At 74.0% G+C, this 19,872-nt stretch carries 9 protein-coding genes; 8 read left to right on the top strand and 1 reads right to left on the bottom strand.

What is annotated here, in order from left to right; all coding sequences use genetic code 11:
- The 3 genes from AB852_RS14790 to AB852_RS14780 are packed head-to-tail and all read left to right on the top strand — an operon-like array spanning position 1 to position 12,550.
- Entirely contained in the window at positions 1 to 10,053 is a 10,053-nt protein-coding gene (locus AB852_RS14790; protein WP_073788158.1) for a non-ribosomal peptide synthetase, read from the top strand.
- Complete coding sequence (locus AB852_RS14785; protein ID WP_073788156.1) at positions 10,050 to 11,450, top strand: MDR family MFS transporter; 1,401 nt, start codon at positions 10,050 to 10,052, stop codon at positions 11,448 to 11,450. The genes AB852_RS14790 and AB852_RS14785 overlap by 4 nt, the downstream gene beginning before the upstream one ends.
- Entirely contained in the window at positions 11,450 to 12,550 is a 1,101-nt protein-coding gene (locus AB852_RS14780; RefSeq protein WP_079184618.1) for a 3-deoxy-7-phosphoheptulonate synthase, read from the top strand. Before AB852_RS14785 ends, AB852_RS14780 begins: the two co-directional genes overlap by 1 nt.
- A 279-nt stretch (positions 12,551 to 12,829) precedes the next feature.
- On the opposite strand, the gene AB852_RS14775 is transcribed toward AB852_RS14780, so the two are convergent.
- Positions 12,830 to 13,705 (bottom strand): alpha/beta hydrolase, encoded by an 876-nt coding sequence (locus AB852_RS14775; protein ID WP_073788154.1) that lies wholly within the window; start codon positions 13,703 to 13,705, stop codon positions 12,830 to 12,832.
- Positions 13,706 to 14,187: 482 nt separating this feature from the next.
- Here AB852_RS14775 and AB852_RS14770 point away from each other — a divergent pair, with 482 nt between their 5' ends.
- The 5 genes from AB852_RS14770 to AB852_RS14750 all read left to right on the top strand — a co-directional run bounded on the left by AB852_RS14770 (position 14,188) and on the right by AB852_RS14750 (position 19,837).
- A complete protein-coding gene (locus tag AB852_RS14770) occupies positions 14,188 to 16,452 on the top strand; it encodes an MMPL family transporter (protein ID WP_079184697.1) in 2,265 nt (754 codons plus the stop codon).
- 5 nt (positions 16,453 to 16,457) lie between these two features.
- Positions 16,458 to 17,663, top strand: a complete 1,206-nt coding sequence (locus AB852_RS14765; RefSeq protein ID WP_073788152.1) for a sensor histidine kinase — start codon at positions 16,458 to 16,460, stop codon at positions 17,661 to 17,663.
- 1 nt (position 17,664) lies between these two features.
- Entirely contained in the window at positions 17,665 to 18,327 is a 663-nt protein-coding gene (locus AB852_RS14760) for a response regulator (protein WP_073788151.1), read from the top strand.
- 106 nt (positions 18,328 to 18,433) lie between these two features.
- Positions 18,434 to 18,694, top strand: coding sequence for a hypothetical protein (locus tag AB852_RS14755; protein ID WP_073788150.1), 261 nt, complete (start codon positions 18,434 to 18,436; stop codon positions 18,692 to 18,694).
- 501 nt (positions 18,695 to 19,195) lie between these two features.
- The gene (locus AB852_RS14750; protein ID WP_073788149.1) at positions 19,196 to 19,837 is read left to right on the top strand and encodes a DUF1326 domain-containing protein; all 642 of its coding nucleotides are present in this window, start codon (positions 19,196 to 19,198) and stop codon (positions 19,835 to 19,837) included.
- Positions 19,838 to 19,872 lie beyond the last annotated feature (35 nt).

Here is a 19,872-nt window from a genome sequence, read left to right as displayed (position 1 = left end):
TTGAGCACCGCACGCGTGCCCTCGGACGGACTGCTCGCCCTGACCAGCGCCCAGTTGGGCATCTGGAACGCGCAGCGCCTCGAACCCGACTCGCCGTACTACCTGGTCGGCGACGTGGTGGAGATATCCGGCGACCGGCCGGTCGACACCGACGCGCTGGCCGAGGCGGTCCGGGCCACCACCGAGGAGGCCGAGAGCCTGCGGCTGCGGGTCCACGACACCCCCCAGGGGCCGCGCCAGAGCGTCGACGGCCGGCCGGTCGAGCGGCCCGTGGTGGCCGACGTCAGCGGCGAGGCCGACCCCGTCGCCGCGGCCCACGCGCTCGTCGCCGCCGAGCGGGCACGGGCGGGCGAGGAATGCCGGGGCATGGTCGACCGGCAGCTGTACGCGCGTACGGTCATCCGGCTGTCCGACCGGGAGGTCTGGTACACCCAGCTCGGCCACCATCTGGTCTTCGACGGCTACACCGCCGCGATGCTCGCCCGCCGCACCGCCGCCCACTACACCGCCCTGGTCAACGGCATCGAACCGCCCCCGTCGTCCTTCGGCAGGTTTGCCGACCTCGTCGCCGCCGACCGCGCCTACCGGGACAGCGACCGCGGCGCCAAGGACCGCGCGTACTGGGTCGAGCGGTTCACCCCGCTGCCCGACCTCGGCGACACGGACACCGCCGCCGGTCCGCCCGAGCACACCGTCACGGCCCGCGCCGTCGTCCCGCCCGGGGAGACGGCCCGGCTGCGCGCGTTCGCCGACCGGGAGGGCGTCACCTGGGGCGAGGCGCTGATCGCCGTCTACGCCGCCTTCCTGCACCGCGTACTGGGCGGCACCGACGTGGTGTTCGCGCTGCCGCTGATGTGCCGGGCGGGCTCGGCCGAGCTGCGCACCCCGTCCATGGCCGTCAACGTACTGCCGTTACGTGTGAGTGTCCGCGGCGGCGACGGACTCGGGGAACTGAGCCGGCGGGTCGCCTCCGCCATGCGCGGGATGCGCGAGCACCAGCGCTACCGGGGCGAGGACCTGCCCCGGGACCTCGGCGCGCCCGGCGCGGGCGCGCTGCTGCACGGACGCGGGATCAACCTCAAGGCGTTCGACCTGGCGATCGACTTCGCCGGGTCGACCGGGGTGATGCGCAATGTCGCGGGCGGCCCGCCGGAGGACATGGGGCTGAGCGTCCTGCCGACCCGCGACGGCGGACTGCTGCTCGGCTTCGAGGCCGACGCCCGCGGCAGCGACCAGGCCGCCGTCGACGGCAAACTGTCCGGCCTGCGCACCCTGCTCACCGCACTGGTCGACGGCCTGCCCGTAGGACGGATCGCCCTGGCCGAGGACGTGGACCGGCTCCTGACGGACTGGTCCCCGCCCGCCCTGCCCGGCACCCCGGTCGACGCGCCGACCGCGTTCGACGCCATGGCCGCCGCGCGTCCGGAGCACACCGCCCTGGTGTGCGGCGACGAACGGCTGTCCGCCGCGCTGCTGGCGGACCGGGTGCACCGGCTCGCCCGCGCGCTGCGCGCCCGCGGCATCGGACCCGACGACATCGTCGCGCTGGCGCTGCCACGCTCCGCCGACTCGGTGGTCGCCCTGCTGGCGGTGATGGACGCGGGCGCCGCGTTCCAGCCCCTGGACGCCGCCCATCCGCCCGAGCGGCTGCGCGAACTGATCGCCGACACCCGCCCCGCGCTCGTCCTCGTCGGTGACACCGGACCCGGGTCCGGTGCCACCGACGGGATCGACGGACCGCCCTGGGCCACCCTGACCGACGGCGCGATCGGCGGACTGCCCTGGGCCACCCTGGCCGACGAGGCCGCCGCACTGTCCGGCGCGCCGCTCACCGCCGACGAACTCGCCGCGCCACGCCACCCCGAGCACCTCGCCTATGTGATCCACACCTCCGGGTCCACCGGGCGGCCCAAGGGCGTGCTCGGCCGGGTCGGCGGCCTCGCCGCCCTGCTGCACCACCAGCGCTCCACGGCCGTCGCACGGGCCGAACGGTCCGCGGGCAGGCCGCTGCGCGCCGCCCACACCTACTCGTTCGCCTTCGACTCCGCCCTCGAACACCTCGTATGGCTGCTCTGCGGCCATGAACTGCACGTCTACGACGCCGGGACCGCCCGCGACGCCGACGCCCTGCTCGCCGCGTTCACCCGCGACGGCATCGACATCGTGGACACCACCCCGTCGATGGCCGCGCCGCTCCTCGACGGCGGACTGCTCGACCTGCGCCCCACCCTGCTCGTCCTCGGGGGCGAGGCGGCGCCGCCCGCGCTGTGGCGGCGGGTCGCCGGATCGGGGATCGCCGCACGCAACATGTACGGCCCCACCGAGGCGTCCGTCACCAGCACCACCGCGCCGATCACCGGCGAGGAGCCGCTGATCGGCCACCCGCTCGCCGGCACCCGGGTCCGCGTACTCGACCACGCGTTGCAGCCGGTGCCGCACGGCACGGCGGGCGAGCTGTACCTGGCCGGGCCGCATCTGGCCCGCGGCTACCTCGGCAGGCCCGGCGCGAGCGCCGAACGGTTCGTCGCCGACCCGTTCGGCCCGCCCGGGACCCGGATGTACCGCACCGGGGACCTGGCCCGCTGGGTGCCCGGCCAGGGCCTTGAGTACCTGGGCCGCGGCGACGGACAGCTCAAGATCCGCGGCCACCGGGTGGAGACGGGCGAGGTCGAGGCCGCGCTGGGCGCCGTGCCCGGGGTCACCGCGGCGGCCGTGACCGTCCGCTCGTCCCGGCTGATCGGCTACGTCGTGTCCGCCTCCGTCACCGGGGACACGGTCCGCGCCCGGCTGGCCGAACGGCTGCCCGACCATATGGTGCCCGCCGCGGTGGTCGTCCTGGACGCACTGCCGGTCACCCCCAACGGCAAGCTCGACCGGGCCGCCCTGCCCGCGCCCTCGTCGTCCGGCGGCGGCCGTGAGCCGGTCACCGAGCGGGAACGGCTGCTGTGCGCGGTGCTCGCCGAGGTGTTCGAGGTCGACCGCGTCGGCGTGGACGACGACTACTTCGCCCTCGGCGGGGACAGCATCACCGCGATCACCGTCAGCAGCAGACTGCGGGCGCGCGGCATCGAGCTGCGGCCCCGGGACCTGCTGGCCCGCCGCAGCTTCGCCTCCCTCGCCGCCTCCGCCGCACTCGTGCGGGACGCGCCCGAGCCGCTGGACGAGCCGACCGGGCCGGTGCCCGCGCCGCCCATCGCGCGCGGTCTGCTCGACCCCGCCCCGGACATCGACACCGTCGCCGGATACGCGCAGTGGACCGCCCTGCACATCGACGCGCTCACCCACGACGACCTCACCGCGGGCGTCCGGGCCGTGCTCGACCGGCACGACGCCCTGCGCCTGCGGATCACCGACGAGGGCGACGGCCACGGCCTGGACATCCTGCCCCGGGGCGCCGTACCGGCCGTCGTCGGCGAGACCCACGGGGAGGACGTGACCGCCCTGGCCCGCCGCCTCGCGGGGGAACTCGACCCCCGCGCGGGCGACCTGCTGCGGGTGTCCCTGCTCCGCACCGGCGACGGCACACCGGACCGGCTCGTCGTCGTCGTGCACCACCTCGCCATGGACGGGGTGTCCTGGCGCGTCCTGCTGCCCGACCTGCGCACGGCGTGCACGGGCGGCGCCCTCGAACCCGCCGGGACCTCATGGCGGCGGCACGCGACGCTCCTCGCCGAACAGGGCGAGTCCGGTGCGCGCCGCGGCGAACTCGACCACTGGCGGACCGCGCTGGGCGCCGCCTCCCGGCTCGGCGCCCGCCCGCTGGACCAGAAGCGGGACACCGTCTCCACCGCCCACCGGTCGCTCACCCTCGCCTCGCCCGAGGTCACCGAGGCGCTGCTGACCACCCTGCCCGCCGCCTACCGCGCCGGTGCCGACGAGGTGCTGCTGGCCGCGCTCGTGCTCGCGCTGCGCGACCGGGGCGCCCACGACGACGCCGTGACCGTCACCATGGAGGGCCACGGCCGCGAACACCTCGACCTGGCCCGTACCGTCGGCTGGTTCACCAGCGAGTACCCGGTCCGCGTCCCCGCCTCCGGCGAGGTCGGGCAGGTGCTGCGCGCGGCCAAGGAGGCCAAGCGCGGCGTCCCCGACGGCGGCATCGGCTACGGCGTCCTGCGCACCCTCGACCCGGTGGCCGGCCCCGAACTGTCCGCCGTCCCCCCGCCCGACGTGCTGCTGAACTACCTCGGCCGGTTCGCCCCGCTGCCCGGCACCGGATGGCGACTGCCCCAGCAGGACGCCTTCTCCGTCATCGAGCCCGACGGCAAGGCCCTGGAACAGATACTCGCCCTCAACTGCTTCGTCCACGAGGAGGGCGGGCCCCGGCTCGCCGTCGAATGGACGGCCGCCACCGAGGTCCTCGGCCCCGAAGCCGTCGCCGCCCTCCAGAGCGCCTGGAACGCCGCGCTGGACGCCCTCGCCGCGCACGCCCTCGGCACCCCCGGTGGGCTCACCCCGTCGGACCTGCCGCTGGTCGACCTCGACCAGGCCGCCATCGACACCCTGGAGAGCCACGACGCCGTCGGCCGGATCGCCGACGTACTGCCCGCCACCCCGCTCCAGGTCGGCCTCACCTTCCACACCCTGGTCCGCGACGACCACGACACCGACGTCTACGTCGTCCAGGCCCTCACCACCCTCGTCGGCGCCCTCGACCCGGACCGGATGGCCGACGCCGCCCGCGAACTGCTGCGCCGCCACCCCGCGCTGCGGGTGTACCTCACCCCCGCCGGGGACGGCGTGGTGCAGGTGATCCCCGCCGATGTCGCCCTGGAATGGCGCCGGGACGACGCGTTCCCCGAGGCCGCCCGCGCCGAACTGGAGCGCCCGTTCGACCCGGCCAGGCCCCCGCTGATCCGCTTCCTGCTCTCCCGGGTCGGCCCCGCCGAGCACAAACTGGTGATCACCAACCACCACGCCCTGCTCGACGGCTGGTCCATGCCACTGGTCGGCCGCACCCTGCTGGGCATCTACGCCGAACTCGGCGGCGGCCCCGCCGTACCCGCCGCCCCGCCGCTGTCGGAGTATTTCCGCTGGCTGGCCGGCCGGGACCACGACGCGTCCCTCACCGCGTGGCGCGACGCCCTCGCCGGGGTCGACGACGCCACCCGGCTGGCCCCCGCGAGCACCGTCACCGGAGTCGAACGGCCCGGCCGGGTGACCGTCGCGCTCGGCCAGGAGTTCAGCGACCGGCTGCGCGCGTTCGCCCGCGAACAGGGCGTCACCCTGACCACCGTGCTCCAGACGGCCTGGGGCCTGCTCCTCGGCAGGCTCACCGGGCGCCGCGACGTCGTGTTCGGCTGCCCGGTCTCCGGACGGCCCGCCGAGGTCGACGGCGTCGAGTCGATGATCGGCCAGCTCGGCACCACCATCCCGGTACGCGTGCGGCACACCCAGGACCGCACGGCACGCGACCTGCTCGCGGACGTGCACGCCGAGAGCGTCGCACTGGCCGAGCACCACCACGTCGGCCTCCCGGAGATCCAGCGGGCGGTGGGCATCGGCGAACTCTTCGACACGATGCTCGTGATGGAGAACTTCCCGCTCTCCAGCCGCAAGCGCACCCCCCTCGCGCCCGGACTCGACCTGGCCGGGGTGGACATCACCGACGCCACCCACTACCCGCTGACCGTGATCGTGATCCCCGACGAAGAGATCACGATCGGCCTCGGCTACCAGCCGCGCGCCTTCGACGAGCCGACCGTGCGCGACTGGGGCCGCTGGCTGCGCAATCTGCTGCGCGAGATCGTCGACGACCCGGCGCGGCCCGCGATCCGGCTGCCCGCCCTCGACGCGGACGAGCGGGAACGGATGCTGCGCACCGGCACCCGGATCGTGCCCGCCAAGGCCCGCGGCCACTGGCTGGAGGAATTCGCCGCCTGGGTACGCCGCAAGCCCCACGCCGAGGCACTGGTCTGCCGCGACCGCAGCCTCGACTACGCCGGACTGGACCGCGCCGCCAACCGGCTCGCCCACGCGCTGATCGCCCACGGGGTACGCCCCCAGGACCCCGTCGCGGTCCTCCTCGGACGCGACATCGAGATGACGGTGGCCCTGTTCGCGGTGGCCAAGGCGGGCGCCGTGTACGTACCGCTGGACCCGAGCTATCCACGGGACCGGCTGGCCTACATGTTCGACGACATCGCCCCGGCCGCCGTCCTGACGACCGGCGCCGAACTGCCCGTCGACCGGGCCGTCCCGGTACTGCGGCTGGACGACCCGGCCACCCTCGCCTCCGCACCCGACACCGACCCGGCCGAGGCACGTGCCACCCTCACCGACGACGCGCTCGCCTATGTCATCTACACCTCCGGCACCACCGGGCGGCCCAAGGGCGTCGGTGTGACCCATCGCGGGGTACCCGACCTGATCGCGCTCCAGGAAGAGGTCGTCGGGATCACCGAGCACGACCGGTATCTGCACTTCGCGTCGACCAGCTTCGACGTCGCGTTCTGGCAGACCATGGTGCCGCTGCTGTCCGGCGGGACCTCCGTCATCGCACCCGAGGAGGTCCGCGTCCCCGGTGACGAACTGCTCGACTACATCACCGAGCACCGGGTGACCGGGGTGAACCTGCTGCCGTCGTTCCTCGCCGCGATGCCCGACGACCGCACGGTCGACCCCGACGTGTTCTTCATGGTCGGCGCCGAACGCCTCGACCCCGAGCTGGCCCGGCGCTGGGGCGAGGGCCGCAAGGCGCTGTTCAACGCCTACGGGCCCACCGAGGTCACCATCAACTCCGTCACCTGGCGCTACGACCCGGCCGACCCCGGACCCCTGCCGATCGGCCTGCCCGACCCCAACGTCCGCGCCTATGTGCTCGACGGCGGACTCCAGCCGGTCGGCACCTCGGTGACCGGCGAGCTGTATCTCGGCGGTCCCAGCCTGGCGCGCGGCTACCTCAACCGCCCCGGTCTGACCGCCGCCGCGTTCGTCGCCGACCCGTACGGCCCCCCGGGGACCCGGATGTACCGCACCGGCGACCTGGTGCGGTGGCGGCCCGACGGACAGCTCGTCTTCCTCGGCCGCGCCGACCACCAGGTCAAGATCCGCGGCTTCCGCGTCGAACTGGGCGAGATCGAGTCCACCCTCACCCGCCACCCCGGCGTACGCGCCTGCGCTGTCGTCGTCCGCGACGGCAGGCTCGTCGGCTACGTCATCCCGACCGACGACACCGACCTCGACCCCGCGGCGGTACGCGCGCACCTCGCCGCCGAACTGCCCGACCACATGGTGCCCACCGCACTCGTCCCCATCGACCGGCTCCCGCTGAGCCCGAGCGGCAAACTCGACGCCGCCGCGCTCCCGGCCCCCGAGGCCGCGGCCACCGCGCGTCGCGAACCCGCCACCGAGGCCGAAGCCGTACTGCTCGGAGTGTTCCGGGACATCCTCGGTACCGACGACATCGGCCCCGACGACGACTTCTTCACCATCGGCGGCGACAGCATCGTGTCCCTGCAAGTGGTGTCGCGGGCCCGCCGCCAAGGACTCGGCCTGACCGCCCGCGACGTGTTCGAGGGCGAGACCGTCGCCGGGATCGCGGCGCTCGCCCGCGCCCTCGACCACGACGAGGCCCCCGCCGTCGGCGACGCGCCGCTGACCCCGCTCATGCGGGACCTGCTGCGCCGCGCCGGGACCGCCGCCGACGGGTTCTGCCAGTGGGTCGAGCTCAGCGTCCCCGCGGGCGGCGACGAGACGGCCTGGCGGGCCGTGCTCGACGCACTCCTCACCCGGCACGACGTACTGCGCGCCCACCTGGCCGACGACATGCTCCGCATCCCGCCCGCGGGCGCCGTCACCGGCGCCGACGTGCTCACCCGCGTCCCCGCCAACGGCGACCTGCGGACCCTCGCCGACGCCCGCACCGCCGAGGCCCGCGACACGATGGACCCCCGCACCGGTCCGCTGCTGCGCGCCCTGTGGCTGGACGCCGGACCCGCCCGCCCGGGCAGGCTCGTCCTGATCGCCCACCACCTGGTCGTCGACGGGGTGTCCTGGCGCGTCCTGCTGGACGACCTCCAGCACGCCCACTCCGGCGGGACGCTCACCCGGCACGGCCAGTCCTTCCTCGGCTGGGCGCGCTCACTGCGCGACGCCGACCGCCGCGCCGAACTGCCGCACTGGGAGCGGATGACCGCCACCCCGGCGCTCACCCGCCCGCTCGACCCCGCCCGGGACACCGTCGCCACGGCCACGCACCACGAGATACGGCTCGACACCGGCACGACCCGCGCCCTGATCACCACCCTGCCCGCCGCCCACCGCACCACCCCCGACGCCGTGCTGCTCACCGCGCTCGCCCACGCCGTACGGGCCTGGCGCGGCCGATCCGAACTGCTCGTCGCGCTGGAGAGCCACGGCCGCCCCACCCAGGTCGACCTGTCCCAGACCGTCGGCTGGTTCACCGCGATCCACCCCGTACGGCTCGACGCCGACGACGACATACGGGCCGTCAAGGAACGGCTGCGCGCCCAGGGCGACGGCCTCGGCCACGGCATCCTCACCGCCGCCGGCCTGCTGGACCCCGTACGCCCGGAGGTCGCCTGGAACTACCTCGGCCAGTTCCCCGGCGCCCCCACCGACGAGACACCCTGGCAGGCACCCCCGGACGCCGACCCGCTCGGCTCCGGCGGCTCCGACACCCTGCCCCTGCCCTACGCCCTGATGGTCAACGCCCTCGTACGCGACGACGCCCTCGGCGTCCGGATCACCTGGCCCTCCGCACTGTTCACCACCGCCGAGATCGAGGAACTGGCCGCACATCTGCGGACCGCGCTGCTGCACACCGCCGCCGCACCGGAGATCCTGGCACTCGACCGCGACCGGGCCGCCGAGGTGCAGCCGCTCACCCCGCTCCAGGAGGTGATGCTGCGGCACTCCCGCACCGAACGCCCCGACCCGTACACCGTGCAGTCGGCCTTCACCCTCGCCGGGACCCTCGACCCCGACGCCCTGCGGGCCGCGGGCGCCGACCTGCTGACCCGCCACCCCAACCTGGGCGCCGTGTTCCCCGCCGGTCTCGCGGTGATCCCCGAAGCGCCCCGTCCGGAGTTCCGTGTCACCGACGGACCGGCCGACGAGGTACTGGCGGCCGACCTGGCCGAGCCGTTCGACCTCGCCGCCGGACCACTGCTGCGCCTCACCGTGATCCGGCGCGGCCCCGACCTCGCCGACCTCGTCCTGACCAGCCATCATGTGCTCTCCGACGGCTGGTCCGCCCCCCGCATCCTCACCGAGCTGTTCGCCCTGTACACCGCCCGCGTCCGCGGCGAGGCCCCCGAACTGCCCGGCCCCGTGCCGTTCGCCGACTATCTGCGCTGGCGCGCCGACCACGAACCCGACCTCGACGCCTGGGCCACCGAACTGAAGGACCTGCCCGAAGGCGACCACCTGGGCTGTGCCGAACCCGGCCCGGCCTGGCAGGAACCCACGCTCATCACGTTCGACGCGGCACTCGTCGCCGACCTCGGACGGCATGCCGCCCGGCGCGGACTGACCCGCAACACCCTGCTGCAAGGCGCCTGGGCGGTGCTGCTCGCCCGGCGCTCCGGCCGCACGGACGTCTGCTTCGGCGCCATGGTCGCCTGCCGTCCCCCGGAGCTGGCGGGCGTCGAGGAGATCATCGGGCTGCTGGCCAACACCGTGCCCGTACGCGCCCGGCTCACCGGCACCCTCGGCGACACCCTCGCCGCCCTCCAGAGCGGGCAGCGCGCACTGGTCGAGCACCACCACGTCGCCCTGCCCGACCTGGAACACCTCACCGGACGGCACAGGCTCTTCGACAGCCTCGTGGTCTTCGAGAACTATCCCGTCGACCCCGACCGGCTGCGCGAACCCGCCCCCGGGCTCACGGTCGTCGGGACCCGGTTCCGCGAGTCCACCCACCACCCGGTGACCCTCACGGTCATGCCCGACGGCGACGGCTGGACCGGAGTGCTCGCCCACCGCGCCGGGGTGGACACCGACGGCCTCGCCGAGGAACTGCTGGACCTGCTGCGCTCCCTGGGCGACCACCTCGACGCCGACATCACAGAACTGCTGGAGCACCGATGAGCAAGGACGCGGCCCCACCGGCCGAGCGGGTCGACGGACAACTGCTGCGGATCGCCTTCATCCTGGTCCTCGGCACGTTCATGGCCACCATCGACGCCACGATCGTCAGCGTCGGCATCGACACCCTGACGGCGGAGTTCGGCGCCTCCGTCGCCGAGATCCAGTGGGTCACCACCGCCTATCTGCTGGCCGTCGTCGCCGCCGTGCCCGCGTCCGGCTGGCTGGCCGACCGGTTCGGCGGCCGGCGGACCTGGCTCGTCGCCGTGGGGGTGTTCCTGCTCGGCTCGGCGCTGTGCGCGCTGGCCTGGTCCGCGACCAGCCTGATCGTCTTCCGGATCGTCCAGGGCCTCGGCGGCGGACTGCTGCCCGCGACCGGGCAGGCACTGCTGGCCCGGGTCGCCGGACCCTCCCGCACCGGACGGGTGATCAGCGTCGTCGCCGTCGTCCCCCTGCTGTCACCGGTACTCGGCCCGCTGGTCGGCGGCTCCATCCTCGGGGTGGCGTCCTGGCCCTGGCTCTTCCTCGTCAATCTGCCGATCGGCGCCGTCGCGATCCTGCTCGCCCGCCGCCATGTGCCCGCGGTACCGCCGTCCACCCGACGGACCGCGTTCGACCTCCGGGGCGCCCTGCTGCTCTCACCCGGACTGGCCGTGCTGGTGTACGGACTGACCGAGATCGCCCACGGCCGCACGCTGCCGGCCACGATCGGGGTCTGCGCGGGCCTGGCGATGCTGGCCGCGTTCACCGTGCACGGACTGCGCACCCGCGGCACCCCGCTGGTCGACCCCCGGCTGTTCTCCCGGCCGCCCTTCGGCGCCGCCGCCTTCGCCCTGGTGGTCCTGGGCGCCTCGGTGTTCGGCACGATGTTCCTGCTGCCGCTGTACCTCCAGACCGCGCGCGGTCTGTCCCCGTGGGAGGCCGGACTGCTGCTCGCCCCGCAGGGCCTCGGCGCGGTGGCCGGATCGGTACTGGTCAACCGCGCCATCGACAAGGTCGCGCCCCGGACCCTGGTGGTCACCGGCATCGGGCTGATCCTCGTGGGCACGGTCCCGTTCACCCAGCTCGGCCATGAGCCCCCGGACCTGCTGATCGCCTCGGCGCTCGTGGTCCGCGGCGTAGGCATGGCCATGATCACCGCGCCCGTCATGAACATCGTCTACAGCCGTATCGAGCCCGCACACCTCCCACGCGCCTCGGGAGCGCTCAACCTGCTCAACATCGTGGGCGGTTCGGTCGGCACGGCGGCCCTCGCCGTGGTGCTCCAGGACCGGCTGGCCGCCCGCGGCACGGACATCTCCTGGGCGTTCGCCGACACCTTCTGGTGGGTGCTCGGATTCTGCCTGCTCGCCGCCGCCGGGGCCACGAGGCTGCCCCGTACCCACGTGAGGAAGTCATGATGAGTGCCAGTGCCCTGTCCGCACAGGCCGAACCCACCGCGCTCCGGCCGGTGCCCGCACCCGCCGGCCCCGGCCCGGCCCACCCGCTGCCCGCACCGGCCGAACTCGCCGCGGCCCACCCGCTGTCCCCGGTGACCGCCGACGCCGTCGCCCGGCACCGCGACACCGTCGCCGCGGTCCTCGCCCGCCGCGACCCCCGCCTGCTCGTCGTCGTCGGCCCCTGCTCCGTCCACGACACCGGGGCAGCGCTGGAGTACGCGGCCCTGCTCGCCGACGCCGCCCAGCGCCTCGGAGACGACCTGGTCGTCGTCCTGCGCGCCTATCTGGAGAAGCCCCGCACCGTCACCGGCTGGACCGGCCTGCTCGCCGCCCCCACCCTCGACGGCAAGGGCGATCTGGCCGCCGGACTGCGCCTCGGCCGGTCCTTCCTCACCGAGGCCGCCGCCACGGGCCTGCCGCTGGCCTACGAGTTCGTGGACCCCGTACTCGCCCCCTACGTGGCCGACACGGTGTCCTGGGCCGCCATCGGCGCCCGCACCGTCGCCAGCCAGCCGCACCGCCATCTGGCGTCCTGGCTGCCCATGCCGGTCGGCATGAAGAACTGCGTGTCCGGCGGACTGGACACCGCGGTCGCCGCGGTCCAGGCCGCCGCCCACCCCCACATGTTCCCCGCCGTGGCCCCCGACGGCCGTCTCACGACGCTGCGGAGCACCGGGAACCCCGACACCCATCTCGTCCTGCGGGGCGGCCCGACCCCCAACTACGACCGGGCGGGCGTCGCCCGGGCCCGCGCGGCCCTCGCCGCGGCCGGCCTGCCGCAGCGCGTCGTCGTCGACGCCTCCCACGGCAACAGCGGCAAGGACCACAACCGCCAGCCCGCCGTCGTCGACGATCTGGCCCGGCAGATCACCGAGGGCGAATCCGCCCTGGCCGGTGTCATGATCGAGTCCTATCTGTCCGACGGCAGACAGGACCCCTCGACGGCACACCTCCGCCCCGACCTCAGCGTCACCGATTCCTGCCTCGGCTGGTCCCGCACCGCCCCGCTGCTCGACACCCTCGCCCTCGCCTCCCGCCGCCGGAGCCGCCCCGGAGGATGAGAGCCGGTCCGGCGGGACAACCCCGTCGGCCGTCCGGGTCCGCCACGGGCGCGGGGCCCCTGCTTGTCCCGCGCCCGCGACGGCGACGGCGTACGGGCCCGCGACGGCGTACGGGCCCCGGCCGCCAGGGGTCGTCGTTCCCCGGCGGCCAGGGCCCGGCAGGTGCGCCCTGCCACGGCCGATACCGCACCGGCCGTGGCACGGGACCACTTGTCGGCCGTGGCGCGGTACTGCCGGTCAGCCGTCGGCGCGGTACCGCCCGCCGGCTGCGGCGTAGGCCTACTTGCCGACCGTGGCGTGGGCCGCGTCGCGGATCTTGTCGGCCACCAGATCGGGTTGCGACATCATCGCGACATGCGAGGAGTCGACCTCGACCGTGTGCGACTTCGCGCGCTTCGCCTCGAAGCGCTCCAGGTCCGGGGCGATGGCCTTGTCGTTCTTCGCCACGATGAACCAGGACGGGATCGTCCGCCACGCCGCCTTGGTCGCGTTCTGCGCGAACCCGGCCTGCGCGACCGGGCGCTGCTCGACCGCCATCACCCGTGTCTGCGCCTCGGGCAGATCGGCGGCGAACACGGAGTGGAACTTCTCGTTCTGGATGTACAGATCGGTGCCGCTGTTCGTGCCGTCCGTGTACGGGACCGGCCGCAGCGCGGTACCGAGGTCACTGCCCGTGAACTTCGTGGACAGCGTGGCGGGGTTCTCGCCCACGTCCGGCATGAACGCCGACACGTACACCAGGGCCTTCACGTTCGCGTTCCCGGCCGCCGCCTGACTGATGACCGCGCCGCCGTAGGAATGCCCGGCGAGCACGATCGGGCCCTTGATGCTCTTGAGGACCGACGCGACATACGCCGAGTCGCTGAGGACACCGCGCAGCGGGTTCGGCGGGGCGACGACCGGATACCCGCGGTGCTGGAGCCGCTCGACGACCGCGTTCCAGCCGGACGCGTCCGCGAACGCGCCGTGGACCAGCACCACCGTCGGCTTCGTCCCCCGGCCCGTCGGTTCGGGGTTCCGCCCGCCGGACGGGTCACCTCCGGCCATGGCGGGCGCGGTGGCGCACACCGCCGCCGCCAGGGACAGGGACACGGCACCCGCTCGCACTATGCGGCGGCGTACCGGACGGGACGGGGAAGGGGGTGACACGGCCATGGGGAGAGCTCGCTTCCGCTGGAGGAGGACCAGGTGGTCGCTCACAGCGTCGGTCCGGCCGCGTACGGTGCGCCCGCCGGACGGGGCGGGCGGGTGAACGCCCGCGCGCGGGCGGGTGAAGCCGAGCCGCCGAAGCGACCGCGCCCCCCGCCGCCGACCGGGCGCGCGAGCACTCCGGACGGCACCACCCACTTGCCGGAGCCCACGCCGACCTGGCACGACGCGGGCCCCGGCCTTCCGGCACGACTGCCACCCTCCCGCGCGGACCGCCACACGCCGGAGTGTCCGCCACCGACCCTGACGGGACCCGGGCCTCCCCGCGTACACGCAGCGCCGAGCAGGACGCCCGCCGGGCCACCTCGGCCGGGTACCGCTGCCAGCGCCGTCGTCGTGGGTGGGTGACGGGTCCACCGACCGGTGGACGCCAGGTCCAACCGATCGGGGCTCATGCCGGGCAGGGCACCTCCACCAGCATGATCGGCATGAAGAACTTCTCTGTGAGAACGGCGCGTTGGAGCGCCCGACACCCCTGGCGCGCGATCGTCGGATGGTTCCTCTTCGTCGCCCTGTGCCTCGGGGCGGGGCTCGCCGTCGGCGGGAACCCGGCCACGTCCGAGGACTACCGCGTCGGCGAGGCCGGTCGCGCCGAGGCCATGGCGGCCGAAGGGGGCCTCCAGCAACGGCCGCTGGAACGGGTACTGATCACCGCGCCGCCCGGTTCCGGACCGCTGGACGAAGCCGCCGCCGACGCGGCCGCCCGGGACATCGCCGAGCGTATGAAGCGGCTGCCGGAGGTCCGCTCCGTGAGCGCACCCGTCCGCTCCCCGGACGGCAGGGCGCTGCGGATCGATGTGACGATGCGGGGGCCCGAGCTCGACGGCCGGAAGCACGTCGACCCGCTGCTGGCCCGCACGGCCGAGGTCGGCGAGGCCCATCCCCGGGTCCGGGTGGAGGAGGTCGGCAGCCCCTCGATCAGCAAGGGCCTCGACAAGCTGCGCGCCGACGACCTCGCCCGCACCGAGATGATCGCGCTGCCCGTCACCCTGCTGACCCTGCTGTTCGTGTTCCGCTCGTTCGCGATGGCCTTCGTCCCGCTGGTGCTGGCTCTGACGTCCATCGTCTCGGCGGTCGGGCTGTCGATGCTGGCGTCGCACGTCTTCCCGGACGCCGGGGTCGGTACCAATGTGATCCTGCTGATCGGCCTGGCCGTGGGCGTCGACTACACCCTCTTCTACCTCAAGCGGGAACGCGAGGAGCGGGCGCGGGCCGGTGGCCGCCTGAGTCCGCACGCGGCGGTCGAGGTGGCCGCGGCCACCTCGGGACGGGCCGTCGTGGTCTCGGGGCTGGCCGTCGCCGCCTCCAGCGCCACCCTGTACCTGGTCGACGACGTCATCTTCTCCTCCATCGCCACCGGCACCATCGTGGTCACGCTGGTCGCCGTCGTCAGCTCACTGACCGTGCTTCCCGCGCTGCTGGTCAAACTCGGCGAACGCGCCGAGCGCCGGGCCGAGCGCCGCGAACGACGCCGCGCGGACCGCCCGTCCGCGTCCCGCCCGCACGCCCGGAACCGCTGGAAGGCGCTGAACCCCCGCACGGCACGCGAGGCGCCGGACACCCGGAAGTCCACCGGTGGCCCCACCGCGATCCTGCTGCGCGCGGTGGACCGCCGACCCGCCGCCACCCTCGCCGTCGGCGTCGTCGCGCTCCTCGCCCTCTCCGCACCGCTGCTGGGACTCAACCTCACCGACATGGGCCGTGAGACCCACTCCCGCACCGTCCCCGCGATGCAGACGTACGACCGGCTCACCGCCGCCTACCCGGAGCTCAAGGCCACGCACCGGATCGTCGTACGCGCCGAGCCCGCGCGGGCCGACGAGGTGGCGGCCGGACTGCGTGAACTCGCCGCCCGCGCACAGTCCGACCCCGACCCCACCGGCCCCGGCACACCCGTGACCTCCCCGGACCGCAGGACCACCCTGCTGGAACTGCCCCTCGCGCACCATGTGAGCGACCCCGGGGCCCACCGCTCGCTGGACCGGGTCCGCACGGTCCATCTGCCGCGGACACTGGAGCGGTTGAGCGGTGCCGAGGGCGCGGTGACGGGGGACGTGGCGCGGTACACCGACTACCCCACCCACCAGAAGAACAAGCTTCCGCTCATCATCGCCACCCTGCTGCTGGTCACCTTCGCCATGACGGTGTGGGCGTTCCGGTCCGTGGTCCTCGGTCTGATCGGCGTGGTGCTCAACCTGCTCTCCGCCGCCGCCGCGCTCGGGGTGCTCGTCCTCACCTTCCAGAACACCTGGGCCGAGGGGCTGCTCGACTTCACCTCCACCGGCTCCATCGGCTCCCGGGTCCCGCTGTTCCTCTTCGTGATCCTCTTCGGCCTGTCGATGGACTACCAGGTGTTCGTGATCAGCCGGATCAGGGAGACCGCCCAGCGCGGTGTGCCCACCCGCCAGGCCGTTCTCGACGGCATCGGCAGCTCCGCCGGGGTGGTCACGAGCGCCGCCTTCGTCATGGTGACGGTGTTCGCGAGCTTCGCCGCCCTGCATCTGATCGAGATGAAGCAGATCGGCTTCAGCCTGACCGTCGCGGTGCTCCTCGACGCCTTCGTCATCCGCGTCGTGATCCTGCCCGCCCTGATGCTGCTGCTCGGCGACAGGGTCTGGTGGCCCGCACGCCCCGTCCGGCGCCACGCTCCCGCCCCTGACCTGCGGAGCCCCCGCCCGGAAACCGTAGGCTGAGCGGCATGGACGAAGGACCGCGGACCGGCGCCGTGTCGGGAACACCCGTGCTCCACCGCTGGAACGCGGTCCTGTGGGTCCTCCTCGGACTGCTGCCGCCGGCCATCGCGACCGCTGACGACCCCACGGCGACGAGGACGGGCGTACTCGTCCTGCTGGGCGCGTTCAGCCTCAGCTACGCGCTCGCCGCCCTCTTCCCCGACCAGCCCTACCTCGGTCCGCACGGCCACCTGTACGTCCTCGCCCTGGGCATGGGCGGGGTGTCGTACCTGATGGGCGGCGGGGCCGCGCTGTACGTGTTCTCCCAGCCGCACTTCTGGATCTACGCCGCGGGTCCCGCCGCCGCGATCGGCTTCAGCGCCCTGGCCGCGATCGTCGTCGTCGCGGGGGACCTGCTGCGGGCCGGACCCGACGGCTGGTGGACCGAGCTGACCACGGGCAACGTCGTCGCGGTACCGCTCGCCTACGCGGGAAGCGTGCTGCTCGGTCTCGCCGTCCGGCGGATGACGGCGGAGAGCGAGGCCCGCGCCCGCCGGCTGGCCGACGAACTCGCCGGCGCGCGGCGGCGGCTGGCCGACATCGAGGCCGAGTCGCTGCGACGGCAGGGCGCCACCGAGGAACGCGAGCGTCTCGCCCGGGAGATCCACGACACCCTGGCCCAGGGCTTCGCCTCCATCATCGTCCTGGCCGAGGCCGCCCGGACCGCCCTGGCCGCCGATCCCGGACGGACCGCCCAGCAACTGCGGTCGATCGAGAACACGGCACGCGAGAACTTCGCCGAGGCCAGGGCTCTCGTGGGCGCGGGCCCGCACAGCGGCCTCACCCCCGGCCCGGTGTCCCTCACCCTGCGCCGGACGCTCGACCGGTTCGCCGAGGACACCGGTATCACCCTGAACGCGGAACTCGGCGAGGTCAGCTGCGACCAGCCGACCCGGATCGCCCTGCTGCGCTGTCTCCAGGAGTCGCTCGCCAATGTCCGCAAGCACGCGGGCGCCTCCACGGTGGCGGTCGTCCTCGCCCAGCACCCGTACGGCATCGAGCTCGAAGTCACCGATGACGGCGGCGGGTTCGTCGTGGAGGAATCCCGGGGGTTCGGCCTCGACGGTATGCGCAAGCGACTGGCCGAACTCGGCGGCGAGCTCACCGTCACCAGTTCGGTCGGCGACGGGACACTCGTCCTCGCCGTACTCCCCTCGAAAGGGCAGATGTGACATGCCGACGGACAGTCCGGCGGAGCGGGTTCTGCGCATCATCCTCGCCGACGACCACACGGTGATGCGTGCGGGCGTCGCCGCGCTGCTCGCCGCCGATCCCGGTATCGAGATCATCGGGGAGGCGGACAACGGCCGCCAGGCCGTCGAGCTCGCCGAACAGCTCGCCCCCGATGTGGCGCTGCTGGACCTCAGGATGCCCGTGATGGACGGGGTCGACGCCACCGCCCGCATCGTGGCGGGGCCCGCGCCGACCCGGGTACTGATCCTCACCACGTACGACACCGACGCCGAGATCGAGCGCGCCGTCGAGGCCGGGGCCATCGGCTATCTGCTCAAGGACACGACCCAGGAGCAGCTGACCGACGCGATCCGCGCCGCGGCCCGGGGCGAGACCGTGCTGGCCCCCCGGGTGGCCGAACGGCTGGTCGCCAGGATGCGGCAGCCGGCCCGGATCGCGCTGACGTCACGGGAGGCCGAGGTACTGGGCGGTGTCGCGGACGGGCTTTCCAACGCGGAGATCGGCAGACGGCTGGTCATCGCGGAGGCCACCGTCAAGACCCACCTCCTGCGGGTCTTCGCCAAGCTCGACGTCAACGATCGTACGCACGCGGTGGTGACCGCCCTGGAACGCGGCCTGCTCACCCGCCCGTCCGCCCCCTGACGCCTGCTCCGGTGGTCTCCCGTTCCCGCCCCGGCCCGTCCCGGTCCGCGAGGTCCGCCGCGCGCCTGTCCCACCGACGGCGGCGCAGGCGCTTGGATACCTGAACATGACTACTACCGATCCGCAGCGCTTCACCGTCCTGTTGGTCCCCGAGCACGTCGAAGGCAAGGGCGGCGCCACCGTGGAGGACTCGGCCGTGCGATCGGCGGTCGTCGAGGCGACCGGCGAGACGGGCGCCTCGGGCTACCCCCGCTATGCCGGGAACGGGATCGAGGCCGACATCGACCCGCGGACCCGTACCGTCGAGGCGCTGCTCGTCGACGGCAAGGAGCTGGTCTACGGCCTGACCGCCAAGGTCGGTTCCTGAGGAGCGGCGCCCGGTGAGTTCCACCGAGCCCTCCCCGCTGGCGTCCCGCCGGGAGAGGCCCCCGGCCCGTCGGCCGCGCACCCGTCCGGCGAGGCGCGGGACTCCCGCGGCACGCGGTGCGCGGACCCGGGCGGAGCCCGCCGGTGGCGGCGGTCACGACAGGTCCGGCAAACCCTGGGAGAGACCCCCCGGGGCCTCTTCGAGGCGGACGGACGAACCGTGGACGAGATCCTGAGCCGCCTCGGAACACGGGTCACCCTCGCCGAGATCGAGCGGGCGGGGGGCAGCACCAAGGCCTCACGCGCGTGCAGGAACGGCTGAACGGGTGCGGCCACCTCACGACGGGCGATGTCCCGGCCGCGGTCTGCCCGTCGGGGAAGGGCGCGAGCCGCGGCGCACACCGTTCAGATACCCCCCATGGGTATTTGACCGCGCCGGGTGGGGCGAGCTAACCTCCCGTCAGACAGATACCCCGCCGGGGTATTTGGGACGGGAGCGGTGATGACCGGGACGAACTGGCACCTCAAGGGCGAGTGGTTCGATGTATGCAGCTGCTCGATGCCCTGTCCGTGCACCTTCGCGCAGGCTCCGACGGACGGCGCCTGCCTGTTCACACTCGTCTGGCAGATCCACGAAGGGCACTTCGGGGATCTGCGCCTGGACGGCCTGGGTGTCGTGGCCGTCGGCGAGTTCGCCGGGAACATGTGGGTGGACGACCCCGACGCCACGATGGCGGCGATGTTCTACATAGACGCGAAGGGGACAGCCGCGCAGCGGGACGCCCTGGAGCAGATCTTCCGCGGCAACGCCGGGGGATGGCCGGGCAAGTTCGGATCCCTGATCAGTGAGGTACGCGGCGTGGAGTACGCCCCGATCCGGTTCGACGCCGCGGCGGACCTCGCGCACTGGGGCGCCACCGTCTCCGACAAGGTGGACGTGGGAGCCAAGGCGCTGACCGGCCCCACCGCGGACCCCACGCGCCGGGTACAGCTGATCAACGCCCCGGGGTCGGAGGTCGGGCCCGGCCAGGTCGCGACTTGGGGTGTGGTGAGCGCGGACCACGCCGAGGGCTTCGACTTCTCCCGTGAGTACCGGGGCGGGTCCAGCAAGCACTTCCCGTTCGACTGGCGACCGGACGCGTAACGGCCGACGTGCCGCGGTCGGGCCACCCCCGCCTC

The sequence above is a fragment of the Streptomyces uncialis genome, assembly GCF_001905345.1.
In the GTDB taxonomy this organism is placed as follows: domain Bacteria; phylum Actinomycetota; class Actinomycetes; order Streptomycetales; family Streptomycetaceae; genus Streptomyces; species Streptomyces uncialis.
Note: the sequence above shows the minus strand (reverse complement) of the source record. Positions and strands in the feature narration are given on the sequence as shown.

Bases quoted from the DNA above. Each gene is read 5' to 3' on its own strand.
- AB852_RS14770 (WP_079184697.1), top strand. From the start codon at position 14,188: ATGAAGAACTTCTCTGTGAGAACGGCGCGTTGGAGCGCCCGACACCCC.
- AB852_RS14760 (WP_073788151.1), top strand. From the start codon at position 17,665: ATGCCGACGGACAGTCCGGCGGAGCGGGTTCTGCGCATCATCCTCGCC.
- AB852_RS14750 (WP_073788149.1), top strand. From the start codon at position 19,196: ATGACCGGGACGAACTGGCACCTCAAGGGCGAGTGGTTCGATGTATGC.
- AB852_RS14765 (WP_073788152.1), top strand. From the start codon at position 16,458: ATGGACGAAGGACCGCGGACCGGCGCCGTGTCGGGAACACCCGTGCTC.
- AB852_RS14785 (WP_073788156.1), top strand. From the start codon at position 10,050: ATGAGCAAGGACGCGGCCCCACCGGCCGAGCGGGTCGACGGACAACTG.
- AB852_RS14780 (WP_079184618.1), top strand. From the start codon at position 11,450: ATGAGTGCCAGTGCCCTGTCCGCACAGGCCGAACCCACCGCGCTCCGG.
- AB852_RS14775 (WP_073788154.1), bottom strand. From the start codon at position 13,705: ATGGCCGTGTCACCCCCTTCCCCGTCCCGTCCGGTACGCCGCCGCATA.
- AB852_RS14755 (WP_073788150.1), top strand. From the start codon at position 18,434: ATGACTACTACCGATCCGCAGCGCTTCACCGTCCTGTTGGTCCCCGAG.